Source organism: Streptomyces sp. NPDC091387 (assembly GCF_044756945.1).
In the GTDB taxonomy this organism is placed as follows: domain Bacteria; phylum Actinomycetota; class Actinomycetes; order Streptomycetales; family Streptomycetaceae; genus Streptomyces.
Genome location: NZ_JBIVTZ010000007.1, coordinates 297,484 through 318,440 on the forward strand (window position 1 = coordinate 297,484; position 20,957 = coordinate 318,440).

Here is a 20,957-nt window from a genome sequence, read left to right on the forward strand (position 1 = left end):
TTGTCCCTGGAGTTCCCTCCCGACTGTGCCTGGCTGTTCGCCGCGCTGACCGGTGAAGTACCGCCGAACGGCGACGAGGACAAGCTGTTCGCGCTGGCCGAGGTCCACAAGGACCTGCACGGCAAGCTGAACAACGACATGAAGCAGCAGATCGCCGCTGCCCTCGGCTACACCAGCGAGAGCTTCGACGGTGACGCCGCCGCGATGTACCAGGCGGCGATGAAGAGCTTCATCGGCGAGGAGGGGCTCAACTACTTCGACGCGGTCGCCGACCAGGCGCAGCTGCTGGCGACGTACACCCGCAAGGCCGCGACGCAGCTCCAGTACACCAAGTACATGATCATCGCCCAGCTGGTGGAGCTGCTGTTCGAGGCGGTCGTCGCGGCGGCGCTGGCGTTCTTCTTCGGGGCGTCGATCCAGGCGTACCTGGCGAAGTGCGCGATCGTGCGGTTCCTGATCCGCTCGTGGCTCGGGCGGGCGCTGATGACCCTGTTGATGCACCAGCTGATCAACGTGGGCATGGGCGTCGCGATGGACCTGCTGGTCCAGTGGTCGCAGCTCAACAAGGGCACGCGCGACGAGTACGAGGGCGACCTGACCAAGGGCGCGGCGCTGTCCGGCACGATCCAGGGGTTCCTGGCCGGACCGTTCCAGTTCCTGGGCAACAAGCTGGGCAAGAGGCTCGCCGACCTCTTCGGCAAGGGCGGCGGTAAGCAGCTGGGCAAGGAGCTCGACAAGGCGTTCCCGCAGCCGCCCGTGCAGGGCCCCAAGGGTCCGAAGGGCGCCGGGCCGAAAGCCCCGAAGACGTTCGGCGAGGACTTCGCCAGGAACTTCGCGAACGACATCCCCCACACCACGGGACCGGGCGGCAAGGCGGCCGGGGACAGGTTCGTCCGCAACATCGGTGAGACCTTCGGCAACCACCTGGGCGGCGACAAGGCGGGTGCCGTCGGCCGCGACTGGGCGAGGACGCTGCTGGAGAACACCGGCAAGAAGGACCTCCCGAAGCTGCTGGACGACGCGCTCGAGCCGCTCGCCAAGGAGGGCAACGGCGCCCTGGGCAAGATCCTCGGCCAGGGCGCGGCCGACCAGCTCGGCAGGAGCGCCATACGGGCGATGGCCCAGTCCGGGGTCCACGGCATCACCGAGGGCGTGTCCGAGGGAGCGCACGCGGCGGTCTCCGAGGGCTTCTACAACCTGTTCTTCAGCGACGAGCACACGTTCAGCACCTCGGGCCTGACCTTCGGCTCCGGCATGGTGGAGGGGCGCGTCGGACACATACTGGAGGGCGCGGGCGACAAGCTCGGGGGCAATCTGCGCAACCAGACGCTGGAGGCCGGGTTCAAACTGCCCGGCGGCGGTCTTGAGACCCCGGGCGGTTCCACGGGCTACGAGTCCGGCGGCGGCACGGGGAGCAACGCGGGCGGCGGTCCGGGAGCGCAGTCGGGCCCGGTCACGGCGAGCGACGGCCTGAGCCATGACCTGAGCGACACCTCGTCGCCGCTCTCCACGGACGACGACGGCACGGTGTCCAGCACCACCGACAACTCCTCCTCCGTGAAAGAGAAGTCGTACGACGACGAGGGCTTCGAGCTGCTCGACGTGTCCGGTCCCTCACGCGAGGACCACGGCAACCTCGTCAGCGACGACGAGAACGACGGCACCGGTGAGGGCGGTGTCCAGCCCGTCGTGGCGGCGCCGTCGACGATGCCCCAGGGCACCACCGTCCCGTCCACCACGTCAGCGAACACGCCGGCCTCCGCACCGTCCGTATCGCCGTCGGCGTCCGCGTCCTCCTCGCCGACTTCCTCGTTGTCGTCCACTCCGTCCAACAGCAAGCCGATCACGTCGAGTGCGAACGATCAGACCACGTCCTCGGACATGAACAGCGCGTCGAACGGGCCGAACACGACCTCGACGAAACCCACCGTGGAGGAGCAGGCACAGGTGCGGGTCCAGGAGGAATCCTCCGCGGCCGAGGACCCGCACTCCGCACCGCGGACGCTCTCGCAGTCCGATACCCAGCTCACCCCCGCCGAGTCCCGCCTCGCCCCGTCCGAGAACTCCAACGATTCCGGCGAGTCCAGCGAAACCGACGAGTCCGCCAAGGCGACCGCCCCCGCCTGGACCAGCAGCCAAGCACCGCACACCGTGATCGCCATCGACACCGACACCGACGTCCGCATAGACATGGACGGCGGCAACGAGAGCGACGGCGCTCCCGGCCCGAGCCATTCCACTCCGCCACTCCCGCCCCCGCCCCCGCCCCCGCCCTCGAACGTGCAACTGTCCGACGAGGTGCGGCGGTTGGGCACCCACGCCTCCGAAGGCGTCAGCGGCGTCCACCTCGCGCCGATCTCGGACCAGGTCGCCACGGCCCTCCAGCAGGAGGCGCTCACCACGCTGGAGAGGGTCGCCGGCCCCCTGACCGAGACCGCGCGCGCCGACGCGCGCGACCGGCTGGCCGAACTGCTCTCCCCGCAGGCCCTCCAGGACAACCGTCTGATGCTGCTCAGCAGGGACGGCCACGCGATCACCCTGGACGTCAACGGCCGGCCGCGCTCGCTGGCCGTGCAGCTGCAACTGGAGCGGCCCAGGCCCTCCGCGCTGTTCGGCGCGGGTAGCCGGATGCCGCCGCACAACAACGAGCAGCGGCACGCGGCCGCGTTCGACAGCACGTCCACGGCCTCGACCACCGCTGTGCGCACCATCTCCCTGAATCCGTTCTCGAACACCTTCAGCGTGATCAAGAGCTTCCTCACCAGTGTGCCCACCTCGTTGAGCTTCAGCATCACCCATCAGCAGACGAACCTGTCGACGACGGTGAGCAGTGCGGTCAACTCCACCAGTCTGCTGCGCAGTTCGGAGCCGGCCAGCCCCTTCGACTACACCGCGCTGGGCCGGGTGCGGGAGGCTTCCACGCCCCCGTTCCAGGAGATCCCGCCGGACCGGACGGGGGTGCGGGAACTCGGCACGGTGTCGGCCTGGTTCCCCGAGCACCTGGCCCTGCCCGGTCACGGGACAGCGGGCGGCAACGTCTTCCGCCAGGAGGACACCGTCGGTTTCCAGGCGCACCTGAACGATTCGCCGCTGTGGGTGATGGACTCGATGTCCGATCCCGGCAGCCTGCTGCGCGCGGTGCGGGCCCGGTTCGGCGGCCGGCTCGACGGTCTCGGGCCCGGGTCGCTGGCCGCCGTGCAGAAGTACTTCGGCGCCGAGCACCTGCTCGGGGCCCTCCCCCTGCAACGGACGACGGACGACCCCGGCGGCAGCACGGGTACGTGGTCGCCGGTCCTGCTGGACAAGCGCGGCAACGCCGTCGGCGTGTTCAGGGTCACCGCGGAGGTGACCCGCCGCGAGGGCCAGGACATCCGGGTCGGTCCGAAGTACAGCCTGGAACGCTTCCTGGAACGTCAGCTGAAGACCGACTCGCTGGCGAAGGTGTCCCAGGCGTACAGCGTCGAGGGCGGATTCGGCGCAGTGTTCAACGTGAAGCCGGCGGAGGCGGACATGTCGTTCCGGGACTTCCATCTGGGTGGCTCCGTACAGCCCAAGGGCGGCTTCGGCGTTCAGCAGGACAAGAGTCTCGGCGCGGGCGCCACGCACGGGGTGACACACAACATCCGCACCAACGGCGGTCACGTGCTCACCCCGGCGAACGTGGTCTACAGCGTGGAGTTCATCGCGGCGGACGGCACACGGACCACCCCCGAGACGATGCCGGTGACTCCGGTGCGGCTCCGGACGCTCACCCCGCGGACCGCGCTGGGCGCCGTGCCCGCGGCCGGTGCGCAGAAGCAGGCGCCCACGGAAGTGACGCGGCTGGACGCCATCGGCCTCACCACCACCCCCCTGCGGGTGAACGGCGCGGGCATCACCGCGGTCCTTGAGCAGGCGCGCGACTGGCTCAGCGACAACGGCTACCTGCCGAGGCCCGGCGGGCAGGACGGCACGCTCATGGACGAGCGCCTGGTCAAGGCCCGTCTGGAGAACCTGCGCAAGCTCTCCGTGCTCGGCTCGCAGCACGGTCTGCTGGGCACCATGGACGAACTGGTGGACGGCGGCCTCGTCCTGCACTTCGGCAAGCCCGGACTCGGCGGCGGTGTGGACCGCGTCCGGCTCCGCCTCACCCTGGACCGCGATCCCCAGGACACCACAGCCCCCACCCACGTCACCTCACTGAGCGATGTCCACCTGCCGAGCATCAGCAGCCTGTCCGTGCCCGGAACCAGCCAGCAGTCGTCCGGCAGCTCCGGCACCTTCCAGCTGGGCACCCAGCTGACCGGTCTCGCGCCCGGTCACTTCAGGGGCGCTCTCACCGCGGACTACAAGGGCACCTGGCAGACGACGGACACCTCGACGGCCGGGGCTTCGGTCTCGCACGCGCAGATGATCAGTACGACCCAGCAGAAGACGGAGGTCTTCCGGGTACCGGCCGTGTTCGCGGCCGAGATCACCGGTGGTTCAGGTCCGCTGCCGCCCGGTCCGTTCACCTCGGCCGGGCAGCCGGTCTCCGTCGATCTGGCGGTGCCGGAGAAGCGCACCGAGGGTTTCTCCGAGGCATACGGGGCAGCGGTGCTCCAGCAGGCCGGCACGCCGCTGCCGCCGGAGCAGGAGACGTTCCTGCTGCCCGACAGCTCCCTCGTCGACGTCGTACGCGGCAGCAAGCAGCTGTACGAGGCGGTCGACTCGATCCTGTCGGACCTCGCGGCGCCCCCGGTGGAGGAGGAGTCCGCGCAGCAGCAGACCGGGCCCCTCCCGACGCGGAGTGCGCGGCCGTCGACGATGCCCGGCGCGTACCCGCAGGAGCACGCGGGCGACATCGAGCTGAACGAACTGGGCAACGCCGGTGGTTCCGGCCACGGCCCGGCCCTGCCCGTCAGTACGGAACGTCCGTTGGCCACGGCCCCGGCCAACGCCCCCTCGTCGTCGTCCTGGTGGGCGGCGGCCGCCGGTGCCGCGAGGTCCGTCGTCGACTCGGTGCTGTCCATGGCCACGGTGGTCCGGCAGACCGTGTCCACCGGTGACCTCTCCGACCAGGGCATGCTGCTGCACGAGGCGCTGCACGCACAGCTGACGCCCGCCGCCCTGATGTCGCGCGCGCACCAGATGGTGAAGGGTGTCTTCGTCATCGACGACCTGTTCGCGCCGGGGGTGTCGGGCGGCACCGACCTGGTCGTCGAGGTACGGGCCGTGCTCAGCAATCCGCAGGACCTGGGCACGGTCCGGCAGTACGGCGAGACGGACCTCGGTGTCACCGACAGCGCCTCCCACCAGGTCACCCGGACCACCTCGCACGAGGGCGGGCCCGGATTCACGGTGAAGTACGGCCAGAGCCGGGAGGAGGCCGAGCAGGCCGCCGCCGGGCCGCCCGTCACCGCTGATCCGTCCGCGCCCGCCGCGCCGAAGCCGCCCACGGGCGGCGCGGGCGGCAAGGGCGTCTACGGGCGGGGGACCGGCAACTCGGTGACGACGTCGGCGTCGACCAACATGACGCGGGTGCCCGTGGAGGACGGCACCCATCACCGGATCGGCGCGGACATCACGTACGAGGTGACGGTCCGCCGGGGGCACCGGCGGGTCTCGCCGCTGAACCGGTCGGCCGCCTCGGTGACGCGCACGGTCCATGTGCCGGGCGGCATCACGTTCCTGGCCACGGCCGATCAGCTCCGGCGCGGCGGCACGATGCTGGAGTGGGTCGCGGGCGAGGAGACCGGGACGTCCCGCCCCGCCACCGCCCGGCTGCCGTACCGCTTCGTCGAGCACGGCGCGCTCGGACTCGCGGCGGTGCTGGAGGCGACGCCCCTGGCAGCGCCGCTCCCGGCCCCCGTCCCGGAGCCGAGTCCTGCCCTGACCGACGGGAGCGACTCCCAGGAGCAGGGCGTCGCCGGGCAGACGGCCGAGGAGCAGGAGACCGCGCACACGGACCGGCCCCGCCCCACCACCAACGAGGACCCGCGCCGACCCCATCTGCTGCGCGAGCGGCTCACCGGCCTGGTCGAGGAGCACGCGCCTGGCAGCCTCACGCCCGGCCACCGCGACTACGCACCCGGGCTGGCGCAGCGCATCGCGGACTACACCTCGCCCGCCGCTCTCGGCGCGCTGCCCGGCCGCGGCGCGGGCGGGCCGCTGAGTTTCAGCTTCCCGTACACCGGCGGTCCGACCACCCGTACCGTCACGCTGCGGGTGCACGGCAGGCCCGCGTGGACGAAGGAGCAGCTCCTGCTGGTGACGGGCCGGAGCGGCGACCGGGGTGCGGGGGTGGAGAACTACTCCGCCCACTCCCCCGCGAACGTCACCCGGAGCCAGGCCCGCACCACCCGCTGGGGCTTCTCGCTGCCGGGCAGCATCGTGGTGCCGATGTCCGGTGAGAACTCCCGCAGGGCGACGTTCAGTCCTTCCGCCGGCGGCTCGACGACCCGTTCGGACAACGTGAGCACGACGCTCACCGCAGAGGACCGGCTGTGGCAACGCGTCGAGGGCGGCAACGAGTTCACGCTCGGGTACGTGTTCACCGCCGACCTCCACGTCGAGGGCGGGTCCGGGACCCGTCCGTCCGTGGACGTGCCCGGCCGGGTCACCCTGCGGTTCTCCGGGGACCACGCCCAGCAGCAGGCCCCGGCGCCCCTGCCGGAGAGGGAGCGGCTCGACTACGTGGTCGCGACCGAGGACCCCACCCTCTTCGGCCCGCTCGCCACGGCGGCACCGCTGCGGCCGACCGGCAACGAGGTCGCGTACGCGCTCAGCAACCAGCAGGACCTGCTGCTCGCCGTGCGGGAGCTGGCGCCCGAGCTGGCCGGCGAGGGCCTCGGCTCCGGAAGCTCGTCCGAGGGTGCGGCGGTGCGGCTGACCGAGCTGCTGCACGGCGGGACCATCACCATGGACCCGGTGCGCGCGGCCGCCGGCGCGGGCGGGACCGTCACCGGGACGGCGAAGCACCCCATGATCACCCTGTCCACGCGGGTGTTCCGGCCCCGGCTGATCGACACCGCCCGGAATGTGACGGTCGACCGGGTGCGGGTGACGGGCTTCAGTACGACGTCCGGCTCCTCGACGTCCCGCAGCAGCTCCTTCACCCTGGGCGTGTCCGGAACTCTGGGCTCGAAGGGCGGCTTCGACTTCGGCGGATCGGCGCCCCTCCTGTCGAACCAGTCCACCCCGGGCGGTCAGGGCGGCGGGGTGTCGGCACTCTCCCGGCACTGGGAGAAGACCGGCACCGCGGGCATGCCCGGGGCCGACCAGGGGCTGCGTACGTACGAGGTCGAGGTCGACACCGTCACCACGCTGACCGGCCCGACCGGGGAGGTGCGGTACGCGACGGGCACCGCGTTGCTGCGGGTGTCCGAACGCGATCTGCTGGGCCTCGGAGTCCTCCCCGAAGGGCACCGCGGCGAGGGGGTGTGGGACCTGTCCGCGCCGGACGTACGCGAACTGGCTCCCGCACAGGTCGCACAGCTGATCACCGCCTCCGGCGACGTGCTGCCGCCGGGAGCCGTGGTGCAGCTGTGGCTCGACCTGGGCCCGGCCCCCACCCCGGCCGCCCGGATCGAGGCGCTCTACCGGGCGCAGTCCATCGCCGAGGAGAGCGGGCGGACGCTGGAGCTGGCGCTGCGCGACGGCGACGGAACCCGCGTCTGGACCCTGGTCCCGGACAGCACCGTGTTCCCCGACCGGAACGGCGCGCAGGCCCGGCTCGACGCCGCACGTGAACGGTTGCGCCTGTTCGAGGAGGAGCACGGCAGACCGCCCAGCCCCGCCCCGGACCCGCCAGAAGCGCTGCGGCAGGCCACCGCTCTCCGTGCCGCCGCCGCTCTCGACCGGCAACGGGCACAGCAGGTGTACGCGGACCAGCAGGATCTCGTGACGGGCCTCGGCCGCACGAGGAAAGAGGCCGGCAAGGCCCTCCTGGACGCGACCCGCATGATGGAGTCCACCCGCGAGCGCCTTACCGCGGCGGCCCCCGGCCGGGACGACGCCCTGGCCCGGCGGCAGACCATGCTGCTCGACGCGGTGGCCGAGCTGGAGCAGGCCGTCACGGCGTACGAGGATCTGGACGCGGCGGCCCGGTCCCTGGGTGAGGCGGACGCCGTGCTGGAGCGGGCGGCACGGGCCGAGGACACCGCGCGGCTGGAACACCAGTGGCACGAGGCGCGCCAGGCCGTCGAGCGGGCGAACGCGCGGCACATCGAGACCGGGGTCGAGCTGCTCGCCCTCGGCGCCGGGATCGCGCGGGCGCACCGGACGGGCGGTACCGGAGTGCCCGGTCTCCTGCTGCCGCCGCTCTCGGACCCGACCGCTCAGTCGCTGGCCTCGCTCACCCCCCAGTGGCCGGCCCCCCGGGCCCCGGGCGAGGGCACGACGCCGCCCGCCACGGCCGCCCACAGCGGCCGCAGGAGGGGCGAGCGCACGGAGAGCCCCGTGCTTCCGCACGAGGTGGCCGCGTTCCACGAGACGACGACCGCCGCCGTGCACACCGAGCGGTTCGACCCGAAGCGGGTGCAGTCCCGTCGCGAGGCGGGGCGCCTCGACGGTTCGCTGACCCTGATCCGCAGCCATGTACGCCGGATGCGGATGCCGGACGGGCGGACGGTCCGGCAGTTCTTCGTGACGCTGCCGGTGCGGCTCACCGACGGGCTGGGCGCGCAGGACCTGTCGGCGTTGCGGGCCCGCCTCCAGGCGGCGCTGGACGCCCATGTCAACACCGGCTACACGCTGCCGGACTCGGGGGACCAGCTGCACGTCACGGTGGAGTTCGTGGAGTCGGCCGGGCACAGTGAGGTGGTGACGCTGTCGCAGTCGGACGGTCCGCCGGTGCGCGCCGACCAGCGCAGGTGGGACGTCGGGCACAGCGACGCGGTACTCACTCACGAGATCCTGCACTACCTCGGGCTGGCCGACGAGTACTCCGACGCCGCGGAACGGCCCGAGGAACGCCATCTGTTCCGGCGCGACGACCTGGCGAGCGGGGTGCGTCGCGAGGGCCTCATGGTGAGCACCGCGCAGGAGAGCCTGGAGAACCTTCCGCACGACTACCTCGCCACCATCGAGCGGGTCAGCGAGAACGCGGTCGTCCCGCTGCACACCGCGACCGACCGGACGACGCGGGAGCCCCTGGACGAGGACGCGGGGAAGAACAAGGACGCCGGGGAGGCCGCGGAACGGAACGACCCGGAACAGGAGGCCCTTCGGCGGTTCCGGGTGGCCGAACTCGCCGTCCTGACCGCGCGCCGGGAGCTGGATCTGCGCCGGGCCGAGCAGAACGAGAGCCTGCGGATCTCCGCCGCCGCTCAGGCGCGCGCCCGGATCGCCGACGATCACGGCGACGGGCCGTTCGGCGACGCCCCGTTCGCTCCGGGCGACGAATCCGATCGCGTCTCCAGTAGTGCCTGGGACCACGCCTCCGATCTGATGGCGATGGACCTCGACCAGCCGGAGACGGCATCCCGGTCGGTACCGCAGGCGACACCGATGGACCTCGACGAGCCGGCCCCGGTCGAGGTGGTCGAGTCCGAGCGCACCCACCCCGGCCACGAGTGGTCCGTGCCCGCCCCGGGCAACCGCCCGCAGACTTCCACGCTCACCTACGTCAACCAGGCGTTCAGCGATCTCGTGCCACCGGCGAGCCTCCACGACCTGACCGAGAGCGAGTACCAGGACTGGCTGCAAAACAGCCTGCCGGACGATCCGGACCGGTCCGGCCAGGCGTTTCCGGTCTCCTACGTCGTCAACGCGATCGTCTCCGCGCGCGAGCTGAGCGAACACCCCGAGCGGCTCCAGGAGTTCCTGGACGCGGTCACCGAGGAACTGGAGGGGTACCCGGGACGGGTGGCGGTCGTCGTCGGCGTCAACGCACGCGTGGAAGGGCCCCCCGGGGGAGGGCGGCAGACCAAGGCGGCCAAGGCCGAAAGCATCGCCGCGAAGCACGCCGAGATCGCCGCGACCGTGCGCCACGCGGCGACGCGGGCCACCTTCGCACGCCCGCTGGCCCTGGTCCCGATGACCATGACCTGGCCGGACGGCAAGGCCTTCCCGTTCGGGACGGCCCGCAACAACGTCCTGGAAAGCAACGCCAACCGCCATCTGGTGCGCTCGATGATGGACCGGCGGACCCACCCGTACATCGCGTTCATGGACTTCGACACCTATCCGCACGTGGTCTCCACGCGCGACGGCGCGACCACCCGGAACACGCATGTCTTCAGCTGGTTCGAGTCCCGGCTGGAGACGGGCGAGGACGCTCTGCCGCTGCGCCCGCTGATGATGTCGGGCGGCTACCGGCTGCCGCGCCCGGACGAGACGGCGGCGACCGCACGGCTGAAGGAGCTGACCGAGAGCCGGTACGCGGCGCTGCTGGCCGAGAGAGGCAGACCGGCGACCTCGTCGTTCGAGGAGATGCTGGAGACGGTCCGGAGCGAGATCACCCACGACATGCGGGTACGGACCCGGCTGCGCGGCCTGCACCCGTTGCTGCCGTACTCGCCCGAGCCCAACCTCTTCGTGGACGCGGCAGCCACTCTGCTCAGGGGCGCGCCGGACCGGCACCAGCTGCGTTTCGGGCTGGGCGGGGCGGAGTTCCACAACCTGAGCCAGTCACTGAACCGGGTCAACACGTGGGAGCTGCGGGAGGACCTGCCGCTGCCGCGGCCGCCCGCCCCGCATGCCGACTTCACCACTCACCTCAGGCGGCGGTGGGCGTACGCGCGGCGGCTCGAAGCACAGCACACCCGGCGCAAGGTCGCGGCCGAGAACCAGGTGCTGCCGCGGCGGGGCACCGCCTTCGTCGTGGAGTTCGAGCAGGCGGCGGTCCTCACCGATCTGTCCCGGCTGGTCGCGGGGCGCTGGGCGACCGGGGCGCTGCCGCAGGACCACGTGGGGCTCACCAACCCGTTCCAGCGGATGTTCCACCAGAGCGAACCGGGACTGGGCAACGTCCAGGCGGGGCGCAGGGGCCTTCAACTGGCACCGTTCCGCGATATCTGGGGTCTCGCGGAGTACCAGGACCAGGAGGTCCTGGACTCCGTCAGCCAGGTTCCCGGCATGAAGGGCCAGCCCCTTTGGGGCAGCGCGACGCAGCCGGTGCACACCAACAGTCCGCTGTGGCCCGTGCACCCCACCACCCCGCTCGTCCACGGCACACCCGTGGCCGACCGGGCCCCGGGGCTGGCGGCGCATCTCGACCCGCGGCTCGGTGTGCCGGGAGTGAACTCGGTCAGTGTGTCGATCTCCGACAAGGTGTCACGGGATCCGGACCCGGTCATCTGGGCGGGCATCGACCCGAACAGCATCAGGCTGTTCTCCCGGGCCCTCGCGCTGAGCGCGGACAACCCGTACTTCCTGGACCACCTTCGGTACTTCGCACACGAGTACCTGCCGTCGTTCCGCGAGGGCCATGTGCCGGCCGGGCAGCTCGTGCCGCCTCTCGGGCCCCGGGGAACCCTCTTCCGGGCACTCGACAGCGTGCCGCACGGGGAACCGGGCGGCGAGAGCGTCCTCCAGACGGTCTGGCGGGGGCTGTACGCGAACACGAACTCCCTCCGGGAAGTCGGCACCCTGGTCGCGGAGGCGGACCGGCACGGCATCGGCGTGGAGGAACTCTTCACCCGGCTGGCCACCGGGGCCCTGCACTCCCCTGGCCAGAGCTTCACGGAACTGCGCCACGGGCAGGAGTTCACGCTGGGCCCCGACGCGCACTTCCTGCTCGGCAGGTACGCGTCGGCCCTTGGCATGAGCATCGAGGTGCGGGGCCTCAACGGCGAGCCGTACGCCACGCAGTCGCCGGGGAGCAGCGTTTCGCGGCGCCTCGTGATCGAGTGGCATGTCCAGGGTCCGCGCGGTGAGCGGGGCTGGAGCGCCTACATCGAACAACTGCCGGAGACCGGCTCCAAGCGCCCCGGCGGCGGCACCCACCACAACGGCCGTATGCCCCCGAAGCTCCGGACGGGCGCGACCGAGCTCTCCAGCATGATGGCGGGCACCAGCCTGGGCGGCGGCTCGGGGAGGGCGACGTGACGGACACGCGGGAGAAGCAGGGACCCATGGCGGCGGGAGAGCCCGTGGATGGCTGGGAGCCGGCGTCGCGCGTCGAGGCCGCCGAGTCGGAATGGGCATTGCGGCAGGCTGAACTCCGCCTCGCGGGAGCCCGGTTGGCGGCTCTGCGGCGGGCCGGGTCGAGCACCGGACCGTCGGCGGAGACGGACGCGGACACCGCGCCGCCGTTCGCACCCGGACCCGCCCCCTCGGCGCTCTCCGACCTCGCCCTGGACATCCTCACCGGCGGGTCCGCCACCGGCCCTGCGGGTCCCGCGTGAACGTCCGGGAGCTATGGTCAGCGTCTCAACCAGGCACAATCGTTGATGGAGGGTCAGTGCAGCGCAGCGGCTTCACCCGTCGGGAGGGCTCCCGATGAGCGGACTGACCTCGCGGCTGCCCCGGTGGCGCGGACGGCGCTCGGCGGCGGAACCGTCCCCCGGCCCTGCCGTGCCCGGCCCCGTCGCCCGTGATCCGGAGGGCCCCCGCACGGTCCTCGACGAGTTCGGCGCGGGTTCCGGTCCCGGCGGCGCGTCCGGGTTCCTGCTGCGCTCCTCCGCCGACCGCCGTACCTCCGTGCGGGAGCTGGCCCGGAGCCTGCGCGTCGAGCGGGAGCGCCCGGTGGTCATCGTCGATGTCGCTCCGGACGCGGCGGGGAACCTCGGCGAGGAGCTGGGCGGCCTGCTCGCCCGGCTGCGCGACGAACACCGGTCCGCCGCCCGGCTGGTGATGTCCGGCGCCGCCGCGCGGAAGCCCGACGGGCAGCTTCCGCTGGCCCAACGCCTGGCCGACGCGTGGGACGTCGAGATCGAGGCGCCGGACGCCGCCGCGGTCCTGGTGCCCGGCGGTGGGCTGTACGTGACCGAGCCCGCGAGCCCGGCGGGCGGCTGGTGGCGCTTCGCGCCGGGCGCGGAGCCCTTGGCGCTGGGAGCGCGCATACCCGCCCCGCGCTGGCAGCGCGCACTGGCCCGGGTGCCGCTGGGCGAACTGGGCGACCACACGGTCCGGCAGATACCCGCGGGCCTGCTGCTGCACCCCACGGGAGCGGCGGCGCCCCGTCCCGGCGATCTGGCGTTCGCCCTCGCCGTGCACCCGGACCGGCTGACCGTGCTGGTGAACGGCGCGGACAGCCGGAACGACCTCGCGGAGGACCTGGCGACGCTGCTCGCCCGGCTGCCGGCGGAACTGCGGGACCGGGTGCGGCTGGCCCCCGGCGGCGGAAACGATCTGCTGCCCGTCGCCCAGCGCGTGGCGGACCTGCTCGGCACCGAAGTGGAGGTCTGCACGGGCCTCCCGCTCTCCGTGCCGAACCCCTCGGACGGTACGCACCAGGAACAGGTACGGCTGGTCTCGGCCGAGGGCGAGAGCACCTGGCCCGCGCTGCTCGCCGCGGTGAGCTGCGCCCCGGCGGAGACGGAAGCGGAGACGGCGGCCCCGCGTCCGGTGCGGTGGCTGCTGCCCGACGCCGTGACCGGCCCGGATTCGGAACCCGCTGTGGGGCGCCTGCCCGGCGGATCGTACGTGGTCGCGGTGCGGGCCGGATTGTGGGTGGGCGCCACCCCCGACCCCCCGGCGGCGGTACGCGACCGGCCCGCCGAGGCACGGGCGGTGCGGATCGAGGTGGCGGACACGGACGGCGACGGACCGACCCGGGGCGCCCTGCTGAAAGCGCTCGCCGCCCTGTTGCCGGAGCTGGACGCCCAGGTCCGTGAGCACGCCGAGATCGCCTCGCCCGCCGGTGCGGGCGCGGAGACGGTGGACGCGCTGCGGCGCTTCGCGGTACGGAACGCGCTGATGTTCGCCGCGCCGCCCACGCGGTCCGCAGCGGCTGCGACTGCGACACCCGCGCCCATACCCGCCGCGCCCGTACCCGCCGCGTCCATACCCGCCGCGTCCGCGCCCCCGACGAGCGCCGCCGTGCCGCGCACCGCGACGCCGCCCCCGGCCCAGGCCACTGCCCAGGCCCCCGTCCCGGCCCCCGCACCTGCCTCCCGTCCGGCCACCAGCAGCGGCCACACCGGACTGCCCAGCTCGCCCGCGCCGGAAGCCGGGCCGCTCCCGCAGGCCCCGGAGCCCCGGACGGCCCCGCAGGTCGCATCGGCCCCGAGCACGCCGGCGTCCCCGACGAACCGGGCCCCGGCTCCGGCTCCGCGCGCACCTGAGCCGCCGGTCCGCGTCGCCGCCGCACCGTCCCGGCACCCCACCGCCCCGGCCCCGACCGGCCTCAGCAGTGGCGCCGACCGGGCCGCCTTCCGCGAACTCGCGGCGTCCGTCTGGGAGGAGCACACCGGGCCGGTCAACCGGGCGCTGGTGCATCTCCCCGCCCTGCGAGGGCCCGAGGAGGAGCAGGCCCGGATCGACCTCGTCGCCGTACACCTGTATCTGACGGCCGCGCCGGACGGACGGTTCGGAGCGCTCGCGCTCGCCTCCGACGCGGCCTCGGGCGGGGGCGGGCTGGCGCCGTACGCCGCCTGTCTCGCCTCCGGGCTGCGCAGACTGCCCGCGCTGCGGGGGACCCTGCTCCGGGCCGTGCCGGGGCCCGGCGTCGCGGACGACGCCGTTCCGGGAACCGTGCTGCGCTGCGACGCGCCGCTCGACGTCGTGCACCTGGAGCAGAAGGGTGCTCCGGCGCCGCCGGACGGCCATGTCCGTTACGTCATAAGGCCGGTGACCGCACGCCGTACGTCGGTGCTGGCGGCCCCGGGTGACAGCGGTGCGACGGCGCTCTTCGCGGCGGGTACCGAATTCTCCGTACTGGCCCGGCACGAGGCGTCCGAGGAGGCCCCGGCACGGGTGCTGCTGGCCGAAATCCCGGGCGGGACGCGCCAGTTCCGGGCGCCGTCGGACGAGGCGGTCGCCCGGCTCGACGAGGCGGCGCGCCGGGACGGCGGTGCGACGGCCGCCAGGTGGCCGGAGCGCTGCACCGGCCACTTCCCCGGCTCTACCTGATCCGGCGGCCGGCACCCGGCCGCCCGTTTTCCCGTCCCCCATCCTGATCCGTCCGAGAGGCATGTCATGGCAACCAGCGAGTCAGCCGCAGCCGGTGCGGAGTCCGGCACTCCCGGCTCACCGGTCCCCCGCGCCGCGGCGGTTACGGTCCTGGCCGAGGAGCCGTCCACCGGACTGTTCCCCGCGAAGCCGGAGGCCGGGACCGCCGCCGCCCCGTCATCCGGCAGCGGCACCCCGGCCACCGTGTCCGCTTCCGCCGCCCCGGCCGCCGCCGAGGGCGAGGAACCCTCCCGAACGGAGGCCGAGACAGAGACAGGGGCAGGGGCGGAGGCCGAGGCCGAGGCCGAGGAGCAGCCCGAGGCGGAGACCGCGCCGGAAGCCGCCACCGTCGCCGCTGTCGCCACGACCGGCGCGGCCACCTCCGCCGAGACCGAGACCAAGGCCAAGACCGCAAAGGCCACCGCCACCACCACCGGCGCCCGCCGCACCGGCGTGCTCCCGCTGGGCCGCCCCGGCAAGCCCCTGATCGCGGCAGCCGTGGCGGGCGGGCTGGTCCTGGTCGGTGTGCCGTTCCTGATCTCCGGGCTGTCCGGATCGGGTGACGACGCCTCGCCGTCCTCCGCACTGGCACCCGCGGGCAGCCGGATGGGCCCCGACGGCTCGGGCCCTGGTTTCGTGCCGGGCCGGCAGAACGCGCCCGGTGACAAGCTGCCGAAGTCCGACGGCGAGCCCTCCGGCGGTTCGGGGACGGGCGGCTCGGGAACGGGCCGCCCGGCGACGGGCGGAGTGCACGAGGCCGGGACGAAGAGTCTCGCCACGGACACCGGCGAAGTGTCCAAGGACGCCAAGGACACCATGGACATTAAGGACGCCAAGGACAGCAAGGCAGAGAAGCACGCCACGCCTTCGGCGTCCAAGTCTTCGGCAGCAAAGAGCAGCGCCGCGAAACCGGCCGACAAACCCGTGTCGACCCAGCAGGAGCGGGCGGCCCCGGTGACGTACAGCCACTTCATCGGCCCCGGCTGCGACACCCCCGGCTTCGCCACGTCCAACCGGTGGCGCAAGGGCGGCGAGGGCTGGGTCGGCAGCACGGGCAGCCAGACGTCCTACGGATGCAGCGGGTTCTACTACAGCGTGCCGCTGTCCAACAGCACCACGAAATCCACCGGCTACGCCCAGTGGAAGTTCCCCACCGGGTCCGTGACCAAAGGCAGCTGCCAGGTGTCCGTCTACATCCCGAACGTCAAGAACATCAGCCGGGTCGGCGGCAACCCGGCGCACTACGCCGTCCACCGCTACTTCGAGGCCAAGCCGAGCACCCAGATCGGCACCTTCGAGATCAACCAGACCTCGCACCTGGGTCAGTGGATCAACGCCGGAACGTTCCCGGTGAGCACGGGCAAGATATCCATCGTGCTGGAGAACCGCGGCAAGACCTCGGGCAACCGGCATGCCGCAGCCGCTCCGATCAGGGTCAACTGCACGGCGTCGTGACCGGGTGCCCGGGGCCGGTCCTCAGGCCCGGTCCGCGCCGGTCCGGTCGCACGGACCGGCGCCCTGCCGCTTCTGCTCCCTGATCACGTCGCGGTACCAGGCGTACGAGTCCTTGGGCGTGCGCCGCAGCGTCTCGTAGTCGATGTGGACCAGGCCGAACCGCTTGCTGACCCCCTCGGTCCACTCGATGTTGTCGGTGAGCGACCAGGTGAAGTAGCCGCGTACGTCGACGCCCGCGTCGACGGCCGACCGCAGGGACTGCAGATGGGCGTCGAGGAAGGCGATCCGGCGGGTGTCCTCGGTCGGTTCGTCGAAGGCGCAGCCGTTCTCGGTGATGTAGAGCGGCGGGAGCCGGTTTCCGTAGCGGGTGCTCAGCTGGACGAGGGTCTCGCGCAGTCCGTCGGGAACGACGGGCCAGCCGAAGTCGGTCGTCTCGTAGCCCTCTATCTCCCGTATCCCGAAGGGCAGTTCGGCGGGCATGTCGAAGCCGGCGAAGGTGTCGAGGGAATCGCCCCTGGGCGCGCCGACGCGTGTGGGGTTGTAGTAGTTGACCCCGTACCAGTCGAGCGGGGTGGAGATGGTCTTCAGGTCGTCCTCGACCGGGCCGGGCATCAGTGCGGCGAAGTTCTCGTCGGGGTAGCGGCCGGTGAGGAGCGGGTCGGAGAACAGCCGGTTGGTCAGCGTGTCGTACAGCTCGGCGGCGAAGCGGTCCTCCTCGCTCTCGCCCGCGGTCCAGACCGGGGAGTGCGAGACGGCGATGCCGATGTTGTCGGCCCCCGCGGCGCGCAGGGCGCGTACGGCCAGGCCGTGGCCGAGGAGCTGGTGGTGGGCGGCGGGCAGCGCGTCGAAGAGGAGGGCGCGGCCGGGTGCGTGCTGGCCGAGCGCGTAGCCGAGCAAGGTCACTTCGGCGGGTTCGTTGAGGGTGATCCACATGGGGACGCGGTCGGCGAGGCGCTCGGCGACGATGCCCGCGTACTCGGCGAAGCGGTAGGCGGTGTCCCGGTTGAGCCAGCCGCCGGCCTCGTCCAGGGGGAGCGGGGTGTCCCAGTGGTAGAGGGTGGGGGCGGGGGTGATCCCGCGGGCGCAGAGTTCGTCGACGAGGCGGTCGTAGAAGTCGAGCCCCTGGGGGTTGACCGGCCCGCTGCCGCCGGGGACGACGCGCGGCCAGCTCACCGAGAACCGGAAGGCGTCGGCGCCGAGGCCGGCCAGCAGGGCGACGTCCTCGCGGTAGTGCCGGTGGAAGCCGGTGCCGCGCCCGGTGTCGGTGCCGTCCTTGATCCGTCCGGGCTGCGCGGCGAAGGCGTCCCAGCCGGAGGGGCCCTTGCCGTCGGTGTCGGCGGCCCCCTCGGTCTGGAACGCGGAGGCGGAGGCTCCCCAGAGGAAACCGGGCGGGAACGTCGGCACAGTCATCTCGGCCTCCACAGCCGTAGGTAAGAGGGAGTGCGTATGGCAGAAGCCGGCAGGGCAGTGATCAGGACCAGACCTTAATCGCCGGTAACGGGCTGGATCCAGTGTCAGCGGTCGGTGATCGCGGCTTCTGCCGACCATGGGCCGGGACGAGGAGACGAGGAGACGCGCATGCTGTTCGAGGTATGGGCACCGGAGGCGGGATCGGCCGTTCTGCGGCTGGCGGGTGAGCCGCGGTCCATGGAGCGCGATCCCGTACGGGCGGGCTGGTGGACGGCCGACGCGCGGGCCGCGGACGGTGACCGCTACGGGTTCGTCCTCGACGGCGGGCCGGTGCTCCCCGACCCCCGCTCGCGCCGCCAGCCGGACGGGCCGGACGGCGAGAGCGCGGTCGTCGACCACTCCACGTACCAGTGGCGCGAGGACTGGGCGGGGCGCGGGCTGCCGGGCGCCGTCCTGTACGAGCTGCACATCGGCACGTACACCGCGGAGGGCACCTTCGACGCGGCGGCGGCGCGGCTCGGGCATCTGGCGGAGCTGGGCATCACCCATGTCTCGCTGATGCCGGTCTGCCCCTTCCCCGGTGTCCACGGCTGGGGGTACGAGGGGGTGTCGCTGTGGGCCGTGCACGAGCCGTACGGCGGCCCGGAGGGACTGAAGCGCTTTGTCGACACGGCGCACGGGCTGGGGCTCGCCGTCGTGCTGGACGTGGTCCACAACCACCTGGGCCCCTCCGGCAACCACCTCCCCGCCTTCGGCCCGTACTTCACCGAGACGCACCACACGCCGTGGGGCGCGGCGGTCAATCTGGACGCCCCCGGCTCCGACGAGGTGCGGGCGTTCCTGCTGGGCAGCGCGCTCGCCTGGCTGCGCGACTACCGCCTGGACGGCCTGCGGCTCGACGCGGTCCACGCGCTGGCCGACAACCGGGCGCTGACGTTCCTGGAGGAGCTGTCGGCGGCGACCGACGCGCTCTCCGCCGAACTGGCCCGTCCGCTCTCGCTGATCGCGGAGTCCGACCTCTGCGACCCCCGTACGACGACGCCCCGGGAGTCGGGCGGCACCGGTCTGCACGCGCAGTGGAACGACGACTTCCACCACTGTCTGCACACCGCGCTCACCGGCGAGTCCCAGGGCTACTACGCGGACTTCGCCGCCGCCCCGCTCGCCGCGCTCGCCAAGACGGTGACGCACGCCTTCTTCCACGACGGTACGTACTCCGGCTTCCGCGGCCGCACGCACGGCCGCCCCGTCGACGTCACCCGCAGTGCCGCCCACCGCTTCGTCGGCTACGCCCAGACCCATGACCAGATCGGCAACCGGGCGCTCGGAGACCGGCTCGCCGCCTCCCTCTCCCCCGGTCTGCTGGCCTGCGCGGCGGCGCTCGTGCTGACCGGGCCGTTCACGCCGATGCTGTTCATGGGCGAGGAGTGGGGCGCCCGTACGCCCTGGCAGTTCTTCACCGACCACACCGATCCGGAGCTGGCCGAGGCGGTACGCAACGGCAGACGGCGGGAGTTCGGCGCGCACGGCTGGCCGGAGGAGGACATCCCGGACCCGCAGGACCCGGCCACCCGGGACCGCTCCTGTCTGGACTGGAGCGAACCCGGCCGGGAGCCGCACGCCCGGCTGCACGCCTGGTACCGCGAGCTGATCGCGCTGCGCCGCACCATGCCCGACCTCTGCGACCCGGATCTGGCCACGGTGAAACCGGCGTACGACGACGAGGCCCGCTGGCTCGCCTTCCGCAGGGGCGATCTGCGGATCGCGGTCAACCTGGACGAGAAGCCCGCCACGATCCCGCTCGGGGGCGGCCGGCACCGCAGCGGCGGGGGCCGGGTGCTGGCCGCCTGGCTGCCGGTCGAGGCGCCCGGCGCGGACGGGGCGCTGCACCTCCCGCCGGAGTCGTGCGTGGTGCTGGCCGACGGCTGAGGCGCTACTCGACGATCGCCAGTTCGCGTGCGGTGGCGTTGAGGCGCCGGCCGCCGTCCTCCGTGACGGTCACGATGTCCTCGATCCGCACGCCGAACCGGCCCGGCAGATAGACGCCGGGTTCCACGGAGAAGCACATGCCGGGGACGAGCGGCTGCTCCTCGCCCTCGATCATGTACGGGGGCTCGTGGGTGGTGACGCCGATGCCGTGGCCCGTGCGGTGGATGAACCGGTCGCCGTAGCCGAACTCGGTGATGACCGCGCGGGCGGCCCGGTCGATGTCCTGGCAGGCGGCACCGGGCCGGACCGCCCCGCAGCCGGCCTCCTGCGCCTCGCGCACGATGTCGTGGACCCGCTGCTCCTGCGCGGTGGGTTCACCGACGTGGACCGTACGGGAGGTGTCGGAGCCGTAGCCGTGCTTGAGGCCGCCGAAGTCGAGGACGACCATGTCGCCCCGCTCGATGGTGCGGCTCCCCGCCTCGTGGTGCGGGTTGGCGCCGTTCGGCCCGGAGCCGACCACGGTGAAGTCGACCTGGGAGTGCCCGTACTCGGTGAGCAGCCGGGCCAGATCGGCGGCGACCTCGGTCTCCGCGCGGCCCGCGAACCGGACCTTGAGGATCTCCTCGTACGTGGCGTCGGCGGCGGCGCCCGCCGCGGCGATCCGCTCCAGCTCGGCGGCGTCCTTCACGGCGCGCAGCATCGGCAGCGCCTCGGTGAGCGAGGCGTACGAGGTCCCGGGCAGGTGCTGCTGGAGGCCGAGCAGATGCATCGCCCAGGCGTTGTCGCTGATCCCGAACCGCCCCTTCGCGTCGAGCAGCGGCGCGGTGACGGCGTACGGGTCCTTGCCGTCCGTCCAGTCCCGCAGGGTCAGGGCGGGCGCGCCCACGGCCTGCTCGGCGTCCGGCGCCTCCAGCGTCGGTACGACCAGGACGGGGTCCTGCCCGGCGGCGAGGACGAGCAGGGTGAGCCGCTCGGTGATCGCGGTGGGCCGGTACCCCGTCAGATAGACCAGATCGGGTCCGGGCGCGACCAGTACGCCCGCGAGTCCGGCGGCGGCGGCGCTCTCGGCGGCACGCGCCATCCGGGCCCGGTAGTCGTCGGCGGTGAACGGCACGGGCTGGTTCGGGCTGGACATGCGGGACCTCCTG

Annotated in this window: 7 protein-coding genes; 5 read left to right on the forward strand and 2 right to left on the reverse strand. The window is 72.9% G+C overall.

What is annotated here, in order from left to right:
- The 4 genes from ACIQM0_RS16965 to ACIQM0_RS16980 all read left to right on the forward strand — a co-directional run bounded on the left by ACIQM0_RS16965 (nt 1) and on the right by ACIQM0_RS16980 (nt 16,470).
- Complete coding sequence (locus ACIQM0_RS16965) at nt 1–12,009, forward strand: hypothetical protein (RefSeq protein ID WP_401286985.1); 12,009 nt, start codon at nt 1–3, stop codon at nt 12,007–12,009.
- Nucleotides 12,006–12,308, forward strand: a complete 303-nt coding sequence (locus ACIQM0_RS16970; RefSeq protein WP_401286987.1) for a hypothetical protein — start codon at nt 12,006–12,008, stop codon at nt 12,306–12,308. The genes ACIQM0_RS16965 and ACIQM0_RS16970 overlap by 4 nt, the downstream gene beginning before the upstream one ends.
- Nucleotides 12,309–12,402: 94 nt before the next feature.
- Nucleotides 12,403–14,976: a hypothetical protein gene (locus ACIQM0_RS16975; RefSeq protein ID WP_401286990.1), complete on the forward strand. Its 2,574-nt coding sequence runs from the start codon at nt 12,403–12,405 to the stop codon at nt 14,974–14,976.
- A 66-nt stretch (nt 14,977–15,042) separates the two neighbouring features.
- Nucleotides 15,043–16,470 (forward strand): hypothetical protein, encoded by a 1,428-nt coding sequence (locus ACIQM0_RS16980; protein ID WP_401286993.1) that lies wholly within the window; start codon nt 15,043–15,045, stop codon nt 16,468–16,470.
- A gap of 21 nt (nt 16,471–16,491) precedes the next feature.
- Here the strand turns inward: ACIQM0_RS16980 and ACIQM0_RS16985 are convergent, their stop codons facing one another.
- Entirely contained in the window at nt 16,492–17,880 is a 1,389-nt protein-coding gene (locus ACIQM0_RS16985; RefSeq protein WP_401286995.1) for a GH1 family beta-glucosidase, read from the reverse strand.
- Nucleotides 17,881–18,048: 168 nt separating this feature from the next.
- On the opposite strand from ACIQM0_RS16985, the gene treZ reads away from it, so the two are divergent.
- Nucleotides 18,049–19,809: a malto-oligosyltrehalose trehalohydrolase gene (gene treZ, locus ACIQM0_RS16990; RefSeq protein ID WP_401286998.1), complete on the forward strand. Its 1,761-nt coding sequence runs from the start codon at nt 18,049–18,051 to the stop codon at nt 19,807–19,809.
- A 4-nt stretch (nt 19,810–19,813) separates the two neighbouring features.
- Here treZ and ACIQM0_RS16995 read toward each other — a convergent pair whose 3' ends face one another.
- Nucleotides 19,814–20,944: a M24 family metallopeptidase gene (locus ACIQM0_RS16995; RefSeq protein WP_401287001.1), complete on the reverse strand. Its 1,131-nt coding sequence runs from the start codon at nt 20,942–20,944 to the stop codon at nt 19,814–19,816.
- Between the last annotated feature and the right edge of the window lie 13 nt (nt 20,945–20,957).